This is a genomic window from Microbulbifer aggregans (assembly GCF_020524005.1).
In the GTDB taxonomy this organism is placed as follows: Bacteria; Pseudomonadota; Gammaproteobacteria; order Pseudomonadales; family Cellvibrionaceae; genus Microbulbifer; species Microbulbifer aggregans_A.
Map to the genome: position 1 here is coordinate 550,765 of NZ_JAIVKK010000003.1, position 20,061 is coordinate 570,825.

At 57.4% G+C, this 20,061-nt stretch carries 19 protein-coding genes; 8 read left to right on the forward strand and 11 right to left on the reverse strand.

The window, feature by feature from the left end; genetic code table 11:
* Positions 1-107: 107 nt before the first annotated feature.
* The 6 genes from LC093_RS07210 to LC093_RS07235 all read right to left on the reverse strand — a co-directional run bounded on the left by LC093_RS07210 (position 108) and on the right by LC093_RS07235 (position 4,964).
* Positions 108-890: a heme ABC transporter ATP-binding protein gene (locus LC093_RS07210; protein WP_226663641.1), complete on the reverse strand. Its 783-nt coding sequence runs from the start codon at positions 888-890 to the stop codon at positions 108-110.
* A gap of 11 nt (positions 891-901) precedes the next feature.
* Positions 902-1,963, reverse strand: a complete 1,062-nt coding sequence (locus tag LC093_RS07215; protein ID WP_226663642.1) for a FecCD family ABC transporter permease — start codon at positions 1,961-1,963, stop codon at positions 902-904.
* A gap of 153 nt (positions 1,964-2,116) precedes the next feature.
* Positions 2,117-2,974 carry a heme/hemin ABC transporter substrate-binding protein gene (locus LC093_RS07220; protein WP_226663645.1) on the reverse strand — a complete coding sequence of 286 codons (858 nt, stop codon included), beginning with the start codon at positions 2,972-2,974 and terminating at the stop codon, positions 2,117-2,119.
* Between the two features lie 68 nt (positions 2,975-3,042).
* Positions 3,043-3,483: an ExbD/TolR family protein gene (locus tag LC093_RS07225; protein ID WP_226663647.1), complete on the reverse strand. Its 441-nt coding sequence runs from the start codon at positions 3,481-3,483 to the stop codon at positions 3,043-3,045.
* Positions 3,480-4,181 carry a MotA/TolQ/ExbB proton channel family protein gene (locus tag LC093_RS07230; RefSeq protein ID WP_226663649.1) on the reverse strand — a complete coding sequence of 234 codons (702 nt, stop codon included), beginning with the start codon at positions 4,179-4,181 and terminating at the stop codon, positions 3,480-3,482. The genes LC093_RS07225 and LC093_RS07230 overlap by 4 nt, the downstream gene beginning before the upstream one ends.
* 39 nt (positions 4,182-4,220) lie before the next feature.
* Positions 4,221-4,964, reverse strand: a complete 744-nt coding sequence (locus LC093_RS07235) for an energy transducer TonB (protein ID WP_226663650.1) — start codon at positions 4,962-4,964, stop codon at positions 4,221-4,223.
* Between the two features lie 307 nt (positions 4,965-5,271).
* Between LC093_RS07235 and LC093_RS07240 the strand changes: the two genes are divergently transcribed.
* From LC093_RS07240 to LC093_RS07265, 6 genes are all read left to right on the forward strand, one after another.
* Positions 5,272-7,362: a TonB-dependent hemoglobin/transferrin/lactoferrin family receptor gene (locus LC093_RS07240; RefSeq protein ID WP_226663652.1), complete on the forward strand. Its 2,091-nt coding sequence runs from the start codon at positions 5,272-5,274 to the stop codon at positions 7,360-7,362.
* A 63-nt stretch (positions 7,363-7,425) separates the two neighbouring features.
* Positions 7,426-7,665: a hypothetical protein gene (locus LC093_RS07245; protein ID WP_226663654.1), complete on the forward strand. Its 240-nt coding sequence runs from the start codon at positions 7,426-7,428 to the stop codon at positions 7,663-7,665.
* Complete coding sequence (gene hutX, locus LC093_RS07250; RefSeq protein ID WP_226663656.1) at positions 7,655-8,167, forward strand: heme utilization cystosolic carrier protein HutX; 513 nt, start codon at positions 7,655-7,657, stop codon at positions 8,165-8,167. Before LC093_RS07245 ends, hutX begins: the two co-directional genes overlap by 11 nt.
* Before the next feature lie 15 nt (positions 8,168-8,182).
* Positions 8,183-8,761: a HugZ family protein gene (locus LC093_RS07255; RefSeq protein ID WP_226663658.1), complete on the forward strand. Its 579-nt coding sequence runs from the start codon at positions 8,183-8,185 to the stop codon at positions 8,759-8,761.
* A 169-nt stretch (positions 8,762-8,930) separates the two neighbouring features.
* Positions 8,931-9,353, forward strand: a complete 423-nt coding sequence (locus tag LC093_RS07260; RefSeq protein WP_226663660.1) for a hypothetical protein — start codon at positions 8,931-8,933, stop codon at positions 9,351-9,353.
* A gap of 166 nt (positions 9,354-9,519) precedes the next feature.
* Complete coding sequence (locus LC093_RS07265; RefSeq protein WP_226663662.1) at positions 9,520-10,098, forward strand: hemerythrin domain-containing protein; 579 nt, start codon at positions 9,520-9,522, stop codon at positions 10,096-10,098.
* A gap of 55 nt (positions 10,099-10,153) precedes the next feature.
* Here the strand turns inward: LC093_RS07265 and fnr are convergent, their stop codons facing one another.
* The 5 genes from fnr to LC093_RS07290 form a co-directional block, all read right to left on the reverse strand.
* Entirely contained in the window at positions 10,154-10,933 is a 780-nt protein-coding gene (gene fnr / locus LC093_RS07270; protein WP_226663664.1) for a fumarate/nitrate reduction transcriptional regulator Fnr, read from the reverse strand.
* Between the two features lie 74 nt (positions 10,934-11,007).
* Positions 11,008-12,414, reverse strand: coding sequence for an oxygen-independent coproporphyrinogen III oxidase (gene hemN, locus LC093_RS07275; RefSeq protein ID WP_226663666.1), 1,407 nt, complete (start codon positions 12,412-12,414; stop codon positions 11,008-11,010).
* Positions 12,415-12,576: 162 nt separating this feature from the next.
* Entirely contained in the window at positions 12,577-13,266 is a 690-nt protein-coding gene (locus LC093_RS07280) for an OmpW/AlkL family protein (protein WP_226663669.1), read from the reverse strand.
* A gap of 275 nt (positions 13,267-13,541) precedes the next feature.
* On the reverse strand, positions 13,542-14,453 hold the full coding sequence (mmsB, locus tag LC093_RS07285) for a 3-hydroxyisobutyrate dehydrogenase (protein WP_226663670.1): 912 nt from the start codon (positions 14,451-14,453) through the stop codon (positions 13,542-13,544).
* A 117-nt stretch (positions 14,454-14,570) separates the two neighbouring features.
* Entirely contained in the window at positions 14,571-15,680 is a 1,110-nt protein-coding gene (locus LC093_RS07290; protein ID WP_226663672.1) for an enoyl-CoA hydratase/isomerase family protein, read from the reverse strand.
* 556 nt (positions 15,681-16,236) lie between these two features.
* Here LC093_RS07290 and ettA point away from each other — a divergent pair.
* Both ettA and LC093_RS07300 read left to right on the forward strand, forming a co-directional pair.
* Complete coding sequence (ettA, locus tag LC093_RS07295; RefSeq protein ID WP_226663675.1) at positions 16,237-17,901, forward strand: energy-dependent translational throttle protein EttA; 1,665 nt, start codon at positions 16,237-16,239, stop codon at positions 17,899-17,901.
* Positions 17,902-18,046: 145 nt separating this feature from the next.
* Positions 18,047-19,918: an ATP-binding protein gene (locus tag LC093_RS07300; protein WP_226663677.1), complete on the forward strand. Its 1,872-nt coding sequence runs from the start codon at positions 18,047-18,049 to the stop codon at positions 19,916-19,918.
* Positions 19,919-20,061 lie beyond the last annotated feature (143 nt).

Here is a 20,061-nt window from a genome sequence, read left to right on the forward strand (position 1 = left end):
TGAAAGAAATTCATTTCAGCGTCCGGCTCCGTTCAAGTTGCCGGCGTGTGTGAAAATATCGACAGAAACGGACCAATTGCCGCAAAAAGCGACCAATACCCGCCAAATTAAAGCAAAGCGCGGTAACCCTCCATATCCACCAACTGGCCGCGATACCCGTAGACACGCTCCACCAGCTCCGGTTGCAGCAATTCGGTCGGGTGGCCATCGGCCTGTACGCGGCCGCGGGCCAGCATCACCATGCGGTCGGCGTAGCGTGCGGCCAGGTTGAGATCGTGCAGCACCGCCACTACCGCGGTATTTTCCCCGGCCATTTCCCGCGCCAGTGCCAGCACATGGTGCTGATGCTTGAGATCCAGCGCGGAAGTCGGCTCGTCCAGCAGCAGCACCCGCTCTTCCCCCGGATTCGCCAGACTCAGTTGCGCCAGCACCCGCGCCAGATGCACCCGCTGCTTTTCCCCACCGGAGAGACTTGGAAAGAGGCGATCACGCAGATGCCACACATCGGCGCGCTGCATAAACTGCTCAATGCGCTCACCCTGCTCCAGCCGTGACAGACTACCGGGCGCCAGGCCCAGCTGCACCACTTCGCGGCAGGTAAAGGCAAAACTCAGGTTCGAGTGCTGGGGCAAAAGGCCGTAACGGCGCGCCAGCTGGCGCTGGTCACTCTGGCTGCGATACCAGTCGGCCTGGGCGCGACCGAACAGAGTGATCTGCCCGGAATGAGGTTGCTCGCCGCTGACCGCGCGCAACAGCGACGTTTTGCCACTGCCATTGGGCCCGAGCAGCGCGGTCACCTCACCAGAATGGAAGACAAGGTTGATATCCGCCAGTAGCGGCTCCGCCGCGCGGGGGTAGTGAATAGCGAGATCCGCGATTTGAATCAGCACGCCGTACCTCCTCAGAAAATCTGTCGGCGCTGCTGCCACAGCAGGTAGATAAAGAATGGCGCGCCCATTAATGCGGTGAGGATACCGACGGGCATTTCCGCCGGGCTCACCAGCGTGCGTGCGGCCGTATCGGCCACCACCAGCAACAGACCACCGGCCAACACACTGTAGGGCAGCAGGAAACGATGGTCCGGCCCGCGCAACAGGCGAATCGTATGCGGCACCACGAGACCGATAAACCCAATCATCCCCGCGACGGAGACTGCCGCCCCCATGGCCAGTGCGGTAAACAAGATCATCAGGCGTTTCAGGCGCACCACATCCACCCCCAGATGACGGGCTTCGGACTCACCCAGCAGCAGTGCGTTGAGCGCCGCAGCACGCCGCCACAGCGGTATCGCTACAACCAACAACACCGCCGCAGCCATCGCTACGGCACTCCACGTAGCGCCACCCAGGGAGCCCATCTGCCACAGGGTGATATCCCGCAGCGCACGATCATCTGCCACATAATTGAGCAACCCAATGGCCGCACCGGCAAGTGCATTAATGGCTACGCCAGCCAGCAACATCATCACGACCGACTTACCGCGGTCGCCGAGGCGGTAGACCAGCCAGGTGGTGAAGGCCCCGCCGAGGCTCGCCGCCGCCGGCAGCAGCAGCCAGTGCACTTGCTGAAACAGACCTCCGGCCAATGTGGCAGCGGCCGTACCGCTGGCAAACACCAGTACAAAAGCGGCACCCACCCCGGCACCGGCACTGACGCCGATAATCCCCGGGTCCGCCAGCGGGTTGCGAAACAGGCCCTGCATTACCGCACCACACAGGCCGAGGGTACCGCCGACGATCAGCCCCAGAAGCAGGCGCGGCAGACGGATCTCGCCGAGCACCAGTGCGTGCTGTTGCGGGACATCACTGTCCAGCAATCCGGGCCAGCTCCAATCCATCAGTCCGACCAGCACCTCGCGCCAGCCGATGGCAATCGCGCCCACGCCCAGGGACACACAGCTACCCACCAGCAACAATGCAATCAGCGCCGGCAGCAGGCTTTTATCACTCAGACGAAATTCCACCGCAGGGGTACCTCAACTGCTTGTGTTCCAAAATGTGCACGTAGGAGCCTGCTCGCAGGCGAATGTTTTAAGCAGGCACCGGCCCTGTTCGCTTGCAAGCAAGCTCCTACAGGGCACGATCCAACATCCGGCGGCAGCCCGTCGTATCCCGGTCTATTTACCAGCAAACTTTTCATTCAGCTTTTTGGCTTCGTCCAGGCTGGAGAGACCAAGGCCACCCAGCAGCGCAAAGCCGTCTACAGCAAGAAACGCCTGCTTTTTACCGGCCGGAGTGAGTTTCAAAAGCGGCTGCCACTCCAGCAGCGCAGCGCCATTGTTCAGGGTCTCGGCCTGATCACTGGAAAACAGGATCCAGTCCGGGCGCAGCTGCAGCAGCGCTTCATCCGACAGCGCTTTGTAGCCGGCAAAATCCACGGCGTTCACTCCACCTGCGAGTTCGATCAGACTGTCGGGACTGGTGCCGGTGCCGGCGGCTTTCAATCCACGGCCCTGCTGAGCGCGCACAAACAGAATTCTCGGCGGGTTGGCAAGGTTGGCCCGCGCCGCGCGTAGCGATGCCAGTTTGCCGGTCACTGATGCCTTGATCTCATCAGCGTTTTTTCCCAGCACACCGGCCAGCTGGCCGATGTTCTCCAGCAGCTGATCGCCATTTTCCGCCTCCGGCAATTGCAGGATGTTCACGCCAGAATTTTCCAGCAGCGTCAGCGTATTCGGCGGCCCCATATGTTCGCCGCCGACCAGTAGCTCAGGATTCTGCGCTAACAGTCCTTCCACTGGTAATTGCCGGTAGTAACCCACCACCGGCAGCGCCCTGAAATCCGCCGGCAGTCGCGTAGAGGAATCCACCGCAATCAGGCTGTCTCCGGCGCCCAGCGCCAACACCAGTTCGGTGACCGAATGGCCGGCACTGACGATACGCTCTGGCGTTTCCGCGAGCGCATTGCCCGCAACCAGTAGAGTGCCAGCGGCCAGCAGGCTTTTGCAGCTTATCCACAGCGGAGCTTTCTTCATTCGATTCCAGATTTGTTGCATGCGTCGATCCGTTGGAAAAGTGTTATTAATTAGGTTTAGCAGCGGGATTAATGTGAAGTCACCGAGTCGGGCTGCAACGCAATCTCCGCCACTTCTATTCCTTCTTTTTGCAGCAGTGCGAAAAGAACCAGCATCCGTTGAACCGGCACATTGCGATCACTGGCGAGCGCCACCGGGCGCTTTGGCTCCGCGCGCAAAGTGGCCACCAGATCCCGCTCGAATTCAGGCTGGCTTTGGTAACCGCGGTCTCCGATTCCCCACCGTTCGTCTCCGCCGTTCAACAATGAAACGGTCAATGGATCTACCGGCATGGCCGCAGTGGCGAGTTCACTGGCCGGCAAGTCCATGGGTAGAGATGTAAGGCGCATGTTTGCGGTCAGCAGCAGAAACACCAGGACGATAAAAATGATGTCCAGTAACGGGGTAAGGTCTGGCGCAAGATTCGCTAGCGAGAAAGTACGCCGGTCCGGTGGATTGATATTGATCACGATGCGCTCACCACCTGGGTGCTGTGTGGTTGTTTATCTGCTCGCGCACACGAATCACGCTTCTGGCAACAGGGGTCCAGCCCTTCGAGCCACAGGTTGCCACGGTTGAACAGGTGCTCCAGGTCCGCCACCACGCGATCACTCCAGATCGCCAGCAGGTGTGCGCCGGCAATCGCTGGCAGCGCCACGATCAACCCGGCCGCGGTTGTGCTGAGCGCCATACCGAGACCATCGGCCAGTAACGCCGGTGTCACCGGCTCATTGGTCCCCGACAGCTCCGCAAACATACCGATCAATCCCAGCACCGTACCCAGCAGCCCCATCAGCGGGCTGATTACACCAATCACCATCAGCAGGCGCAGGCCACTGTGCAACTGGCGGCGCTGATCCTGCAGCCATACTGCGGCCACCTCTTCCCGCTGCGGCTTTGCGGCATTGCGATGCTCCAAAAGCAGTGCGGTAGCGCGGCTGGTCAAGGCGCGCTCGCGGGCACAGTGCGCGGCCAGCTGATTCAGCTCTTCTTCCTGCGCACACTGCAAGCGACGCAATGCCTTGCCGATTCCCCGGTGGCCGGTTGCCAGCAACAACCAAAGACGTTCACCCAATACCGCCAACGCAATGGCCGATACCGCCAGCAGCGGCCAGCCCATCGGCCCCAACTGCGCGAACAATTCCGAATTCAAGGGATTGGTGACCATAGTTTTTTTACGCTTGTGTCCGCTCGGGGTTAGAAAAATTCAAAGTGAAAACCGGATCGGCAGGCGCACTCGCGACTGGCGCGCGCGGCCATTTTCCCGGTATGGCAAAAAATCCCAGTGCGCGACGGCATCCAGTGCAGCCTGATCCAGGCTCTCGATACCGGACGACTGCAACACTCTGCGCACCCGCTGCACGCCATTACCATCCAACTGCACTTCCACCACCACAGTGCCCTGCTGGCGTCGCTGGCGAGCGAGCTCCGGGTAAACCGGAGGGCTCGGAGGGCTTGCAAACGCGGGCCGCTCTACCAGTACCGGCTCTTCACTCACGCTCGCCTGATCACTCGGCTGTTCACTCGCCGCTGGCGACGCTGCAGGCAAAGTATCCGTGGCATCCACTGGCTCCGGTGGCTGTCCGGCACTCACTGGCTGCGGATCATTTTTCACCGGCACCGGTGTAGCCTGTCCCGATACTTTCGTTTCCAGACTGCGCTTCGCCGGCAGCTCTCGCTGCACTATCGACTGCACTTTCGGCGTCGCTTCCGGCGAAGGTTTTTGCGGCAGCGGCAACTCCGCCTTAACCATTGTTGCTGGCTCCACTGGACTAACCGGCGGAGCCGGCTGTGCACTTTGTTGCGCGCGTGGCGCAATCAGTTTCATCGCGCCTAACTGCAATGCCACGCTGCCTCCGGGTGCAGTAAGTACCGGCGCAGGCGTTGCCCGCAGCAACCACAGGTGCAGTACCAGTGAACAGAAAACAGCGACCGTCAGGCGGATTTTCACGGCGGCGATTTTTCCCCATTGGTATTTGTTGTTTTGGATCCGAACAAAAAACAAGCAACAACAATACGTACGAGCCACCTGTTCGATGAACTGCCGCGGAGATTAGCAACTTCAAAAGTTAATATCAAATGATAACTATTCGTATTTACAATACGTTTTGCAAAACCTATGATGCGGCGCAGTCGTACAAGTTATCCACTGCCAGTGCCGCAACACTTCCCCGAAACGCACCCGATAAGAAACAGCGCGAAAACGGACAGCGAAGCGAGCAACCGGCAGGCAATCCTAAAAAGCAGGGGGAGCCTTTATGGGCCATCAAAATACACGTCACGCACGCAGTCATTCCGCCAACAAGTCCGCCATCAAGCCTCTGGCTGCGGCCATGCTTGCACTCAGTGGAGCCAATGCACTGGCACAGGAACAGACCACCAGCGAGGCACCGGTTATTCAGTTTGGGGAAGTGGTAGTTGCTGCGGACCGAAACCCGGCCGCCAGGGAAAAAGATGAGAGTGTCATTGTGGTCGACCGGATACGTCTCGAAGAGCAGCAGCCGGAAAGTATTAGCCAGGCACTGAAGTACGAACCCAACATCCAGATTGAAGGCGGTCCGCGCTATTCAAACCAGGCACCGAATATCCGCGGTCTTTCCGGTGTGCGGGTGCTGCAGACCATCGACGGTGCGCGCCAGAATTTCAATTCCGGCCACCGCGGCACTTACCAGATCGACCCGGAATTACTGAAACAGGTAGAAGTAAAAAAAGGCCCGGCTTCCACCCTGTGGGGCTCCGGCGCCATCGGCGGTGTTGTTGCACTAACCACCAAAAATGCCAATGACCTCCTCAACAATGGCCAGACCATCGGCGGCTATGTGAAAGAAGAATTGGGCTCCAATGGGGATTCCACCGAAACCACCGCGGCGGTATACGGCCAGTCCGGCCGCTTCGATTACCTGGTAAATGGTTCTGTTTCCGAGCACGACAACCTGGAAATCGGTGGTGGTGATGAATTGGAAAACAGCGCCAGCGAAAACACCGCCCTGCTCGCCCGCGGTGGCTGGCAAATCGCCGACGACCAGCGTTTTGATATTGCGTTGCGCCACAATAACCGCGAGGAAAACGTCCCCTCCAACCCCAGCGCGAATGTGGGCAGCAGCTCGCCGCTGATCGAACGGGATATCACTGACCGTAACGTGACCGCCAACTACCTGGTGCAGGCGCTGGAAGGCCAGCACACCTCCAAATTCACTCTCTACCGCAATGAAACCCGGTTCGATGAATTCCGCCCTACCCAGGGCGAGGCCGGTCAGACTGACAATACCGAAGTGAATACCACCGGTATTGCTATTACCAACGCCACCAACAGACTGGGCGCGCAGTGGGTGTACGGTGTGGACTGGTACCAGGACGAAGTCATTACCCTGCGCGACGGCGACAACCGTCCCGCCAATATGAACGCCGACACCGACGTACTGGGTATTTATGCACAGGCGGACTTTACCTTCGCGGACGTACTGACCCTGAGCCCGGGTGTGCGCTACGACCGCTTCGAAGCCAAGAGCCAGCAGCTGGCCGGTTCCTCGCGGGAAGACAGCGCCGTATCCCCTGCCTTCGCCGCCTCCGTGAAAGCCGCCGAGTGGATGAACCTTACCGCCAGCTACGCCAGGGCCTTCCGCGCGCCAGGCACCGAGGAGATGTACACCGAAGGCACCCACTTCTGCTACGGTGATTTCAGCTTTATGGGGCTGGGTTACCTGTGTAATACGTTTATCCCCAACCCGGATCTGGATGCGGAAGAAGCGCAAAATACCGAGCTGCGTGCGGACTTTGCGTTTAACGGCCTCGCCAGTGACAGCGACCAGCTCACCGCCAGCGCGGCGATCTTCCGCAACAAGGTGGATAACTTTATCGAGCAGCTGGTGGTCAACCCGCACGCCATGTTCGGCTTCCCGATGAACACTACCTACCAGAATGTGGACGAGGCGGAGATCAAGGGCTTCGAACTGGGCGCCAATTACCTGCTGAATGACCTGGAACTCGGCCTGAGCTACGGCCAGAGCGAGGGCCGGGACCTGACCGACAACAGCTACCTGAGCAACATTCCCGCCGACAAGTGGGTACTGGACCTGGGTTATTACTTCCTGCAACGGGACCTGAAAGCGGGCCTGCGCACATCGGTAGTCTCGGCACAGGAACAGCTGCCGGAAACGGAAACCCGTGAGTTCGACAGTTACACCCTGGCGGATGCCTATGTGACCTGGGAGCCGGCGACCGGCAGCATGAACGGGTTCAAGCTGGGCCTGGCTGTGGATAACCTCGCCGACGAGGAATACCGCGTGGCCTTCCAGCAACTGTATATGCCCGGCCGCAACATTAAACTTTCCGCCAGCTACCGCTTTTAAACTCGTTTAAACCGACAACAAGCGGAGCATAAAACCAGCAGCTCGCACGTGGCGCCAGTGGGGATGTTCTGGCAAACGATTGCCGACGAGGTTGTTTGCCAGGACATCACCACTGGCGCCACCCCCGGTCAATACGCCCTGCACATCGATGGTGCTGCGCTGGAACACGTACTACGCACGGCGCCGGACCAGCGGGGCCATTGCGCAAACAACCTTATCGGCAATCGTTTGCGCAATGGCCCCCACTACTCCGGCTTACTCTGTGCTAACGACGATATTTTTAGGATTTTTTATGGGAAATAAGGTTCAGGAATTACTCGCTGCGGAGCCCGGACTTACGCTGGAGCAGATGGCAAAAAGCCTGGAGTGCAGTGTGCAAGCGGTGATCACCGGTCTGCCTGCTGACATGTTCGCACTTGCTGGCAGCGAAGCGGTCTGGCAACTGATTGAAGAATTGCCGGACTGGGGCAAGGTCACCGTGATCGTGCAGAACGAGGGCTCGGTCTTCGAGTTCAAGGGTGAATTCCCCAAGGGCAGCATTGCCCACGGTTACTACAACTTTATGCACCACAAGAATCCGTTTCACGGCCACCTGCTGGTAGACGGGTTAACCGCCGTTGCCTTCGTCAGCAAGCCACACCGTGGCGCAGAGAGCCACTCCATGGTCTTCCTGTCCCCGGCGGGCAACTGCGTATTCAAAGTTTTTCTTGGTCGTGATGCCGAGCGCAAATTGATCCCGGGGCAGCTGGCGCGATTCCAACAACTCAAGCAGCAGCTGGGCACTGCTGCGGCCGAAAACACCTGACAGGGGGAGAGGACCATGACCGAACAACAAGCCAAACCAACAGAAAACAACGCCATGCCAAAAACCAACGACGGCGCCGACCTGGTGGCAGAGGTGCGCGACTTCATCGGCACCCGCAAGCTACTCAACCTCGCCAGCCTCACCCCCGAGGGGCTGCCTCACGCCAGCACCGCGCCGTTTCTGGCCGCCGATGGCAACTTTTACCTGTTTATCTCCGATCTTTCTGAGCATGCAGCCAACCTGAAAGCTAACTGTAAGGCTTCTGTGATATTTAATGCAGATGAGGCGGAAACCAAGCAGGCATTTGCGCGCTTGCGGGTGACCTTCAACGTCGATGCCGGCCTGATCGGTCGCGAAGTGCCACTGTGGCAGACGCGGCTTGAGCAGATGCGGGAAAAATTCGGGCCGGTCATTGACCACCTGAAAAACCTGGAAGACTTCCACCTGTTTGAGCTGAAACCCAGCGGCGGACGCTATGTAAAAGGTTTCGGCCAGGCCTACGCCCTGGAAGGATTGGAAAAGCAGGTCGCGCTGCACCTGAAAGATGGCCACCGCGAAAAGGGATCTGATACACCGCTAAAAAACGCAGGCTGATCGCACAACGCTTGCACCGGTTTCCGCCCTGCGCCTCCTGCCTTAGCGGCAGGGGGCTGATCACTGCAACATATTTGTCACCAGTCTTTAACCATTCTGTTGCTAAGGTTGCGAGCATCGCCCACCAAGGGACGATGTAAATCACAACAAAGAATCAGGGGGCACAACCGTGCGACTCACTATCAAGCCGATGGTTGCTTTCGTAGCAACCGGCCTCAGCGCGCTGTTACTTGGCGCCTGTGCATCCAACCCGACAGAAACCATTTCCGTACGCGGTACCGTGCTGGAAGAGGACGGCAAGTACTACCTGCAAAGCGCAGACAGCAAATACTTCCTGAACTCCATGCCGCAATTACGCTACGGCCGCTATGTGGGCAAGACCCTGGCAATCGAAGGCGAGATTCCCAACCAGTGCACACAGGTCTGGGACGACGCTATCATTCGTGTCGGCAACGATTCCGAACTGGTAGACCTGAACAAGGTCGACTGGTCCCAGTGTATTGCCGCGGAAAAAGTGCACCTGGTTACTGCCCAGGGCGAACAGCAGGTATACGACTGGGAAAAAATCGAACTGGAAGATTACTTCTTCTGATTTGTAATTTTACCCGCCAAAAATACCATTTTACTTACCGCAGTATTTCTCCTTTTGGCGCAAGCCACAGCACCACTCTGCTGTGGCTTGATCCACATCAAGCGCTTTGCCTCGCAACACACCAGAATGTAGATGCACATAATCAGTCTCAGTCAAGGAGCGCGATATGAATGGCATCTACTGGCAGCTTTGCGATGACCACAAGCACATGCAGAAACTGCTCGATGTTTTCGAGAACCTGCTGCAACAGCTGGGCAAGCGCGAGCGCGATCCCGCAACGCTGACTCTGATCCTTGACGCCCTGGATTACTTCTCCGTTTACCCGGATCAATGGCACCACCCGGTGGAAGACCTCGTATTCGAGCGCCTGCTCGGCAAGCCGATCGATATACGCGACGTGGTCGACACCGTGCTGCGGGAGCACCAGGCGATCGCCGCGGCCACTCGCCGTATGAACACACTGTTTTATGCGGTCGCCAACGATGCGGCGGTAGAAAGGGAAAAACTGTTTGGCGCTGCGCGGGAATACATCGAGCTGCAGCGCCAGCACCTGAAAAAAGAAAATGAAATTTTGCTGCCGCTAGTGGCTCAGTACCTGAGTGCCGCAGACTGGGAAGAAATCGGCTTGCAGCTGGACGAAAAAGAAAGCGTGCATTTTCACCAGGGGGTCAAGCGGATTTATGAAGCCCTACTGGAAAATCTCACCGAACCCACCAAGGTTATCGCTATGCCCATGGCCAGCTAATAAGCTGGCCATTCTGCACTGAGCCTTTTCAGTGGAGCGAAGGGTGTGTTGTGGATCAGTTTTCGTAACTGCAGTGGGTGCCCGCCAGTTCGCTGAGGGCAATCAAATCGAGAATGGTAACCGCGCGCCCCTGAACCTTGATCAGTCCCTGTTTCTGGAAACGGGAAATCAGGCGGCTGACGGTTTCTGCGGTAAGACCGAGATAGTTGGCAATATCGGTGCGCGGCATCGACAGTACAAACTCACTGGCGGAGTAGCCTCGACGTGCATAGCGGCTGGAAATATTCAGCAGCAGCGCCGCCAGGCGCATATCCGCCGAGCGCTTGCCGAGCAGCAGGAGTACGTCGTTTTCCTGCTTCAGCTCTTCGGAAAAAATAGTGTAAATCTGTTTCTGCAGTGCCGGAACTTGCTGGGCCAGGCCTTCGAGCTGGTTGAATGGCAATACGCACACACTGCTGTCTTCGAGTGCCTCGGCGTAGCTGGGGTGAGCATGGCCACTGTAGCCATCCAGGCCCAGCAATTCGCCCGGCAGGGCAAAGTGAGTAACCTGGGTATCGCCGTCCGCGCCGATCACCACAGATTTGAAACTGCCGGAGCGGATCGCATAAAGATTGGAGAAGGAATCACCTGCGCGAAACAGTACGTCCCCCGCTTTGAGAATTTTCTTTTTACGCGTAACCTGCTCCAGGCGCTGGATATCTTCATCAGCCAGGCCCACGGGCAGGCACAGTCTTCTGACCGAGCAATTGCCACAACTGACTGCTGAAGAGTTCTCTTTCATTTTCGATCTACGCCGCGTTCCAGTCTTCAAAACTGCGGCCGATTGTATCCCCATCCCCAATTTAAAGCACCCGCTCTGTCAAAAACCCGAAAAAAGAGAATTATTTCCTCTGAATTAGAACGTCCGCGTCAAAGCACCCGCGAATAGGTCGCATTGGTCTCTGCGCCGTGCAGATAGGCATCGAACGCCGCGGCGGCATTGCGCAGGAACCAGCGTCCGCGCTCAGTGACGTGAAGGTCAGTTGCGCTGTCGCGCAGCAGACCGTCGTCGAACATTGGCTGCAGCCGCGCCATATCGTCACGGAAATATTGCCCGAACGGCACGCCAGCGCGCGCCTCCAGCGCCTGTTTACTGACCCTGAGGTGACACATCAACTCCATGATCAGCCACTGGCGCAGGCGGTCGTCGTCATTCAGCTGCCATCCGCGGCAGATGGCCTCACCGCGCTCGGTAATAGCGGCGGCGTACTCTTTAAGGCTGTGCTGGTTCTGCCAGTAGCCGTCGCGACTGTAGCTGATGGCGGAAGCGCCCAGACCGACCAGTGCGTCAGCCGGCATCAGGGTATAGCCCTGGAAATTACGCGCCAGGCGCCCTTCCTGCGCCGCCAGCGCCAGACTGTCGTCCGGGCGCGCGAAGTGGTCCATACCGAGGAATTGATACCCTGCCTCAGTCAAGCGCTGGGTCGCAGCCAGCTGCATCGCTATCTTGGCAGATGGCGATGGAATCAGGTCGGTATCGATCAGGCGCTGGGCCTTAAAGCGGTGCGGCAGATGCGCATAGTGATAGAGGGCTATCCGATCCGGTGCCAGCTCCAACACTTTATCCACAGTGCGCTCCAGGCTTTCCACATTCTGGCCCGGCAGCCCATAAATCAGGTCGTAGGAAATGGAGCCAAATCCACGGTCACGTGCCCGCTCGGTCAGTTCCTGTACCTGTTCGGCGGTGCACACCCGGTTGACCGCCTGTTGCACTTCCGGATTGAAGTCCTGAATGCCGAGGCTCAGGCGATTGAAACCGAGGCTACGCAGGGTATCCAAGGTTTCCGGCTCCAGCGTGCGCGGATCCGCCTCTACGCTGTACTCCACATCCTCGCCCGCGCGCAGATCAAAGATTTCGCCGAGGCCATTGACCAGGCGCTGCAGATCCGAATCGCTCAGGAACGTCGGCGTACCACCACCCAGGTGCAACTGTATAACCGGCGCCCTGGCGACCCGGTCGCGATACCACTGGGCCTCACGCAATACATTTTCCAGGTAGCTGGATGCCAGCCCGTATTGCTGGGTGATGACCTTGTTGCAGGCGCAGAAGTAGCAAAGTGAGCGGCAAAAAGGGATATGCACGTACAGCGAAAGGGTTTTCACCTGCTGCAGCGCAGCCCAGGGTTCTGCCCCCTCGAGAGGCCCAAATCGATCCGCAGTGGGATAGGACGTATAGCGCGGGCACGGACCGGCATAACGGGCCAGCAGTTCCTGTGAGAGCCCCGGTGAATCCGGTTTGAGTGGAGTGGGAATTGCGCTATCGCAATGAATGGCCATCTGCGGAGAACCTCTGGTCCTGAATTCTGATCGGGTGAGCGGATTGGGGAAAATTACCTGCAGAACCGCTGCCGGCGCTTGATCTCGATCAAACGCCGGCAGCTTTTAATTACGACTTCCAACGAAGACTTCCCTGAATCCGTGGAAAACTCCCGCTGTGCCTCAGAAGCGGTAGCCGAAGCCGGCGGTATAGACCAGCGGGTCCAGCTCTACATTGGCAGTCACCCTGCCCACGCCAGGTACATCGACTTTGGCCTTGGTGTCGATATCCATCCACCACACCGCGAGATTGAACAGCCAGCGCTGGTCCGCGCCAAAGGCGACATCCACGCCGGCCTCCGCGGCAACGCCGGTGGAATTTTTCAGGGAAAGTTCTGCGTCACCGGTGGCACCCAGAGTCGCGAAAATATCATTGGCAGCACCGCTGACTTTTTCGTCGAAGAAGGCGGTGTAGTTAAGACCGAGGCCAAGGTAAGGCTGCACGGCGGAAGTCGATGCCAGCGGGTAGTATTGCAACAACACGGTCGGCGGCAGGTGTTTGGTTTCCCCCAGGTCGAAGGTTTCGCCCAACCCCGATACTTTCAGGTCGTGGCGGAACGGTGTAGCCGCAACCACTTCTACACCCCAGCGATCACTCAGCATATAAGTCCCGATAAGGCTCAGTGCGGAGCCGTCTTCCACACCCGCAGCGGTACCATCCAGCGTTGCACCACCAAGGCCCAGCGCACTGGAGCTCACATCCGGGCTCACCGTGGCAACACCACTACGCAGAATAAAATCACCCTCATCGTAAGCAAAAGCAGAACCGGAAACGAAAGCGGCCAGTGCAATACCAAGTGCCATTTTTTTCATGATTATCTCCAATTATAAAATCCTTGCTGTGCTGCTCGTGGACAGGCTTTTAGCGTTATTGGTATCGCGTTCCATCGAGACCGGTGCAGATTAACCAGCACGCGTCTCCCATCTCTTGATTCAAATCAAAAGAGTGATGCGTTGCGAAACAGGAAAAAGAAACAGGCAGGAAAAATGTTGAAAGGAGAGCGGAAACAAGTCGAGGAAACTTTGCGAGGCAACGCAATGCCTGCCCCGCAACCTTTTTTAAAAAGATAATCTTGGTGAAGAGATATTCAGTTGCCGGCGGGACGGCGGAACAGATTCTGGATACTGGAAAAATCCAGCTGACGGTTACCCGGGTCGCCGCCGTGTAGCTGGTACAGGTTTTTCGCAAGAGCGCCCAGCGGCGTGGAAGATGCGCTGCCAGCAGCAGTATCCATGGCAAGACCCAGGTCTTTCAGCATCAGTGCCACGGAAAACCCGCCTTCATAGTCATGGGAAGCCGGTACATTTTCCATCACACCCGGATAGGGATTGTATTTCTCCAGCGACCAGTTGCCGCCGGAGCTGGCGCACATGATCTCGGACAGCACTTTCGGATCCAGCCCGTTGTCCACCCCCATTTGCAAGGCCTCGGCGGTGCCGATCATATGGATCGCAAGCAGCATGTTATTGCAGATTTTGGCCACCTGCCCGCTACCGGCCGGGCCAGCGTGGAAGATATTAGCACCCATCGCCGCCAGTACCGGCCGCGCGCGCTCCAATGCTTCCGCCTCACCACCACACATAAAGGACAGCGTACCGGCGGCCGCCGCAGCCGTGCCCCCGGAAACCGGCGCATCCAGAGCGGCTATATCGCGCTGCGATGCCGCGGCGACAATCTGGCGTGCATCGCTGGCGGCAATGGTGGAGCACTCGATCAAAAGCGTTTCAGGCCCCATCACCTGCAAAAGCCCACGCGCGCCGAGGTAGAGCGAACGCACCGCTTCGCCATTGGGCAGCATGGAAACCACCACATCCGCCCCTTCAATGGCCTCGTGGGCCGAAGCCGCTCTCTGACAGCCGTGGTCAACGGCGCGTCTCAGCATCGCTTCCGACAGGTCACAGGCAACCACGGTAAATCCGGCGCGCACAAGGTTCGCGGCCATGGGCCCGCCCATATTTCCCAGGCCGATAAAGGTGATTTTTTTATTAATCTCATTCATTGCTTGCTTCCTTACGTGATCCGTACGTATTTCTTGTTTTTACCCGACTCAATCCGGGCTGCTTATTTTTTGTGACAAGCCATTTCAGGTCTTTGTATTGTCTTTGTGCTGCCCTGCTCAGCGAAGATCTGACAGTGGGCTTTCGCCTTTCCACGGCGGCTCAAAACAGGCGGCCACTTGCGCCCCGGTTACGTCATCCAATACCGCCGGCTGCCATTTCGGGTCGCGGTCCTTATCGATCAACAGCGCGCGTACGCCTTCCTTAACCTGGCCGTTACCGCACATATTGACGGCCAGGGCCAGTTCCATACGCAACACATCGGCCAGCGACATATGCCGCGCGCGACGCAGCTGCTCCCACACGACCCCGGCCGTCAGCGGACATCCCGCCGCCAGGGTCCGGGCCGCACGCTGCAACCACGGATCATCGCCGCTGTAGTTGACGATGGCGTGATATACCTCAGGTAACGTCGCACCATCGGTGAGTTCCTGAATGACGTCGTAGTGCGTGCACAGGTTCGGCGCCGGCTGATCGCTGGCCGCCAATTCACGGGACTGAATGGCTTTGCTCACCAGCACGTGGTTGTGTTCCGAGTCTGCGCTGAAGTCGAGTTCGGCCAGCCCTGCCAACAGGTCATCCTTGCCGGAGGAAGGCAGCAGACGATCCGCCATGCCACAGTAAAGGGCGTCGGTGCCATTGAATTGAGCCCCAGTGAGGCCGAGGAACAGCCCTGTGCGGCCGGGCATACGATTCAGGAACCAGCTGCCACCCACGTCCGGGAACAGGCCAATGGTGATTTCGGGCATGGCCATGCGGGTGGTTTCAGTAACGATACGGTGGCTGGCACCACTCATGATGCCGATGCCACCGCCCATGACAATACCACTGCCCCAGACGATGATAGGTTTGGGGTAGGTGTGGATACGGTAGTCGAGGCGGTATTCGCGGGTGAAGAAGTCCTGCACGAACTGGCTGGCACCCTGCTCGCCATAGCTGCCGGATGCCTGGTGCAGCGCAACCACATCACCACCGGCGCACAGGGCCTTGCCGCCGGCGCCTTCGATCCAGATACAGGCGAGGCTGTCGTCCTGTTCCCACTCGGTAAGCTGGGCGGCCATGAGGTCGATCATGTCCAGGTTGAGGGCATTGAGGGCTTTGGGCAGATTCAGCGTCAATTTGCCGATGGGGCCTTGGCGCTCGACGATGATTGGTGAGTCCTGGGTCATACTGGGTCCCGGCTGTTTACTTATTTGGGACAAAGTTAAACATAGATGTGGTGAGGTGACATTACTTCCCTCTTTTAATTTGAAGCGTTTTCGCGGGACCTGTGCCCCGCAGTTCGTTCTTAAGCGGGCCCTGTGGCGGCAGAGCACCGGGTAAAGGTTTTCAAAACCGCTGTGAATACGTCCCTGTACGCTGCGTCGGCGCCGTCCATGGCGCCGACGCTTTTGAAAACCTTTACCCGCCACTCAGCCTTCACGTCCGACGACGAGCTTCGTAGCCTGTCAGCCTCGAACTTGCCAGAAACTACAAAGCATGAAGCGAAGGTGTTGCTAGTGGGGAAAGGTTGCGAGACCTTCTAAAACAGGGATGTTTTAGAAGAGCCCCCATGGATGGGTTCACGGCGTGTCTCGCAACCTTTTCCCACTAGCAGCGCCGCCACCAATCGCCCCAAAAACCACAATAGGACTGCCCCAATCTCCCCAGATCAACAGCAGGTTGAAGTTTTCCAACAAACTGATAACTTGCGCGCAAATTCTGACCGACAGGAATCGAGCTCTAATGGCTGAATACGTATACACAATGAACCGCGTGGGCAAAGTTGTTCCGCCCAAGCGCGAAATTCTGAAAGATATTTCCCTGTCCTTCTTCCCCGGCGCCAAAATCGGCGTACTGGGTCTGAACGGCGCCGGTAAGTCCACCCTACTGCGCATCATGGCCGGCGTCGATCAGGACTATAACGGTGAAGCTCGTGCCATGCCCGGCATCAAGGTCGGCTACCTGCCTCAGGAGCCCCAGCTGGATCCCGCCAAGACCGTGCGCGGCAACGTCGAAGACGGTGTACGTGAAGCCATCGACGCCCTCGCCGGCCTCGAACAGGTCTACGCCGACTACGCCGAGCCTGACGCCGACTTCGACGCCCTGGCCAAGAAACAGCAACAGTTCGAAGACGTCATCCAGGCCTGGGACGCCCACAACCTGGAACACCGCCTCGAAGTAGCCGCCGACGCCCTGCGCCTGCCGCCGTGGGACGCGGACGTCAACAACCTGTCCGGTGGTGAAAAGCGCCGTGTGGCACTGTGCCGCCTGCTGCTATCCCGCCCCGACATGCTGCTGCTCGACGAACCGACCAACCACCTGGACGCCGAATCCGTATTCTGGCTCGAACGCTTCCTGCACGACTTCGACGGCACCGTGGTAGCCATTACCCACGACCGCTACTTCCTCGACAACGTCGCCGGCTGGATTCTGGAACTGGACCGCGGCCACGGTATTCCCTGGGAAGGTAACTACACCACCTGGCTGGAACAGAAAGAGAAGCGCCTGGAGCAGGAACAGAAAGGCGAGCAGGCTCGCGCCAAGGCCATGCAGAAAGAACTGGAATGGGCCCGCCAGAACCCCAAAGGCCGCCAGTCCAAGAACAAGGCCCGTCTGTCCCGCCTGGAAGAAATGCAGTCACAGGAATTCCAGGCCCGTAACGAGACCAACGAAATCTACATTCCACCGGGCGAGCGCCTCGGTGACAATGTGATCGAGCTGAACCATGTGAGCAAGGCGTTCGGCGATCGCGTGCTGATCGACGATCTGTCATTCCGCGTGCCCAAAGGCGCCATCGTCGGCATCGTCGGTGGTAACGGTGCGGGTAAATCCACCCTGTTCCGCATGATCAACGGTAAAGAACAGCCGGACTCCGGCGAGATCAAGATCGGTGAAACCGTGCATATCGCCAGCGTCGATCAGAGCCGTGAAAACCTCGACGACAACAAGACCGTGTGGGAATGCATCTCAGACGGCCAGGACATCCTGAAGATCAACAACTACGAAGTGGGCTCGCGCAACTATATCGGCCGTTTCAACTTCAAGGGCAGTGATCAGCAGAAGCGCGTGGGCGAGCTTTCCGGTGGTGAGCGCGGTCGCCTGCACCTGGCCTATACCCTGAAACAGGGCGCCAACGTACTGTTGCTGGACGAACCGTCCAACGACCTCGATATCGAAACCCTGCGCGCCCTGGAAGAAGCCCTGCTGAGCTTCCCCGGCTGCGCGATGGTAATTTCGCACGATCGCTGGTTCCTGGACCGGGTAGCGACCCACATCCTGGCCTACGAGGGTGACAGCAACGTAGTGTTCTTCGAAGGCAACTACACCGAGTACCACGAAGATTTCGTGGCGCGTAACGGTGAGAATGCCACCCCACACCGCATGCAGTACAAGAAGCTCAAGACCTGATCGGTCTAAGCCCCCAAAGCCCGCAATTATTGCGGGCTTTTTTGTATCTGCTATTTCACCACGGTATGCACGAGTGGAAATATTGCCGGCACTCAACAGTTTGAGTAGTGTTTGATCCCATACCAACGCTAACAAAGATCACATCATGACGCTTTCAACCGGGGCGCGGTTGCCGCTCTTTCGCCATGTTGTCGCGAACTCTCTTGCCATTCTAGCCTTAATGACCATTTGTGAATGGTTGATTACAACGTGGTTACCTCAAGAAAAGCTACCGCTCGGCTCGATCTTACGCGTGCTGTTGGCCACATCCGCAGTTGGTGTCATCAGCTACCTGCTGTATCGCAAACAACAACACCACACTAGCCAATTAATGGCGCAATTAGCCCACAGCGAGAGTGTTAATCAGGAATACCAGCAGCAACTCAGCGAGCATGAAGCTACAGAGCGCGCCCTATCCAACCAACTACAATTTCTGCAGGTACTGATTGACGCCATTCCCGCACCTATTTTTTACAAGGATGCAGAAGGTATTTACAGCGGATGTAATCGCGCGTTTGAAGCCTTTTTGGGTAAACCCCGGGAGGAAATTGTTGGGCGTTCAGTTTACGGCGTATCTCCCGGCCCCCAGGCACGGGTTTATCACGAGAAGGATATGGAGCTGATGCATCAGCGAGGACATCAGGTTTATGAATCTTCCGTAGTCTATGCCGACGGTACACTACACGACGTCATCTTTAATAAAGCAGCCTACGAGACAAAAGATGGCCAGCTGGGTGGCCTGATCGGGGTAATCCTCGATATCACGGAGCGCAAGGCGCTGGAGCGGGAGCTGGTTCAGGCAAAAGAAAGAGCCGAATTTTTCAGCCGCTCGAAAACCCAGTTCCTGACGAATATGAGCCATGAAATTCGCACACCGCTCAATGCCATCGTCGGCTTTAGTCAGGTGCTACTCAACCGCAGCGGAACGATTGAACTACCACACGACTTCCGGGATTTTCTTGAAAAGATCACCATCAGTGGCCAGGGGCTGGCGATACTGGTCAACGACGTACTCGATATATCCCGGATCGAGGCGGGAAAAATAGAGGCGGTCGATGAGGATTTTAATTTACGCAGAATGCTTAAGAGTATTCTGGTGTCCTGCGAACCTCAGGCATTCGCCAAAAAAATCAAATTCAACTGTGATATTGATCCGCGCCTGCCTGACTTCATTCGTATGGATCGGGGTAAGCTTTCGCAAATCCTGATCAACCTGATTGGCAACGCGATAAAGTTTTCTCCAACCGATACGGTTGTCGAACTCAAGTTTCACAAGCTGGAAAACAACCAGTTTCGTCTTGATGTAATGGATTATGGTATTGGTATTCCGCCTGAACAGCAGGCCATTGTCTTCGAGCCTTTCGAGCAAGTGGACAAGTCTCATGACGGACAATCCCGAGGTACCGGCCTGGGACTACCCATAGCCCGCAGCCTGGTGGAATTGCTCGGGGGTAAAATAGGCCTGGAAAGTACGAAAAATACCGGCACACGTTTCACAGTGATATTGCCTTTGCAACAAGGAGCGTCGGACGATCACTTTTCCGTAGACAACAGCGACTCCCTTTCTACAGGCACTGTACGAAAAGGGCTCAAGATACTTATTTTTGAAGACAACGCCGTCAACCAGGCTTTGATGCAGGCATTCTGCGACGATCTGGGAGCTCACGCGAGCTTCGTAACTGATGGCCATACAGGCCTTCAAAAAGCCCTCCAAATACAGCCTGACATCATTTTTATGGATATACAGCTTCCCGGCCTCGATGGCATAGAGGCCACACAAAAAATTCGTCAAATGCGACAAATTTGCAATATCCCAGTCATTGGCCTGTCCGCAGCCGCATTTACTGAGCAAAAGAATGCGGCGCTAAGTGCAGGCATGAACGACTACCTGGCAAAGCCTGTTGCATTTCCACAACTGATTTCTGCGATCAATAAGAACCTGAACTTCCCCCGCCCTGTTTGTTTCCAGCGCAGCTGAGGGTCTGCATCAACCCGCGGATCCCGCTGGCATTACCTTATTGATGTTTGATTCAACCCTGCACATATTTTCCAGAACCAATAAAAAAGCCCCGATCAAATGATCGGGGCCTGGTAAGCGCCAGCCGCTTAGAAAGGCCCCCT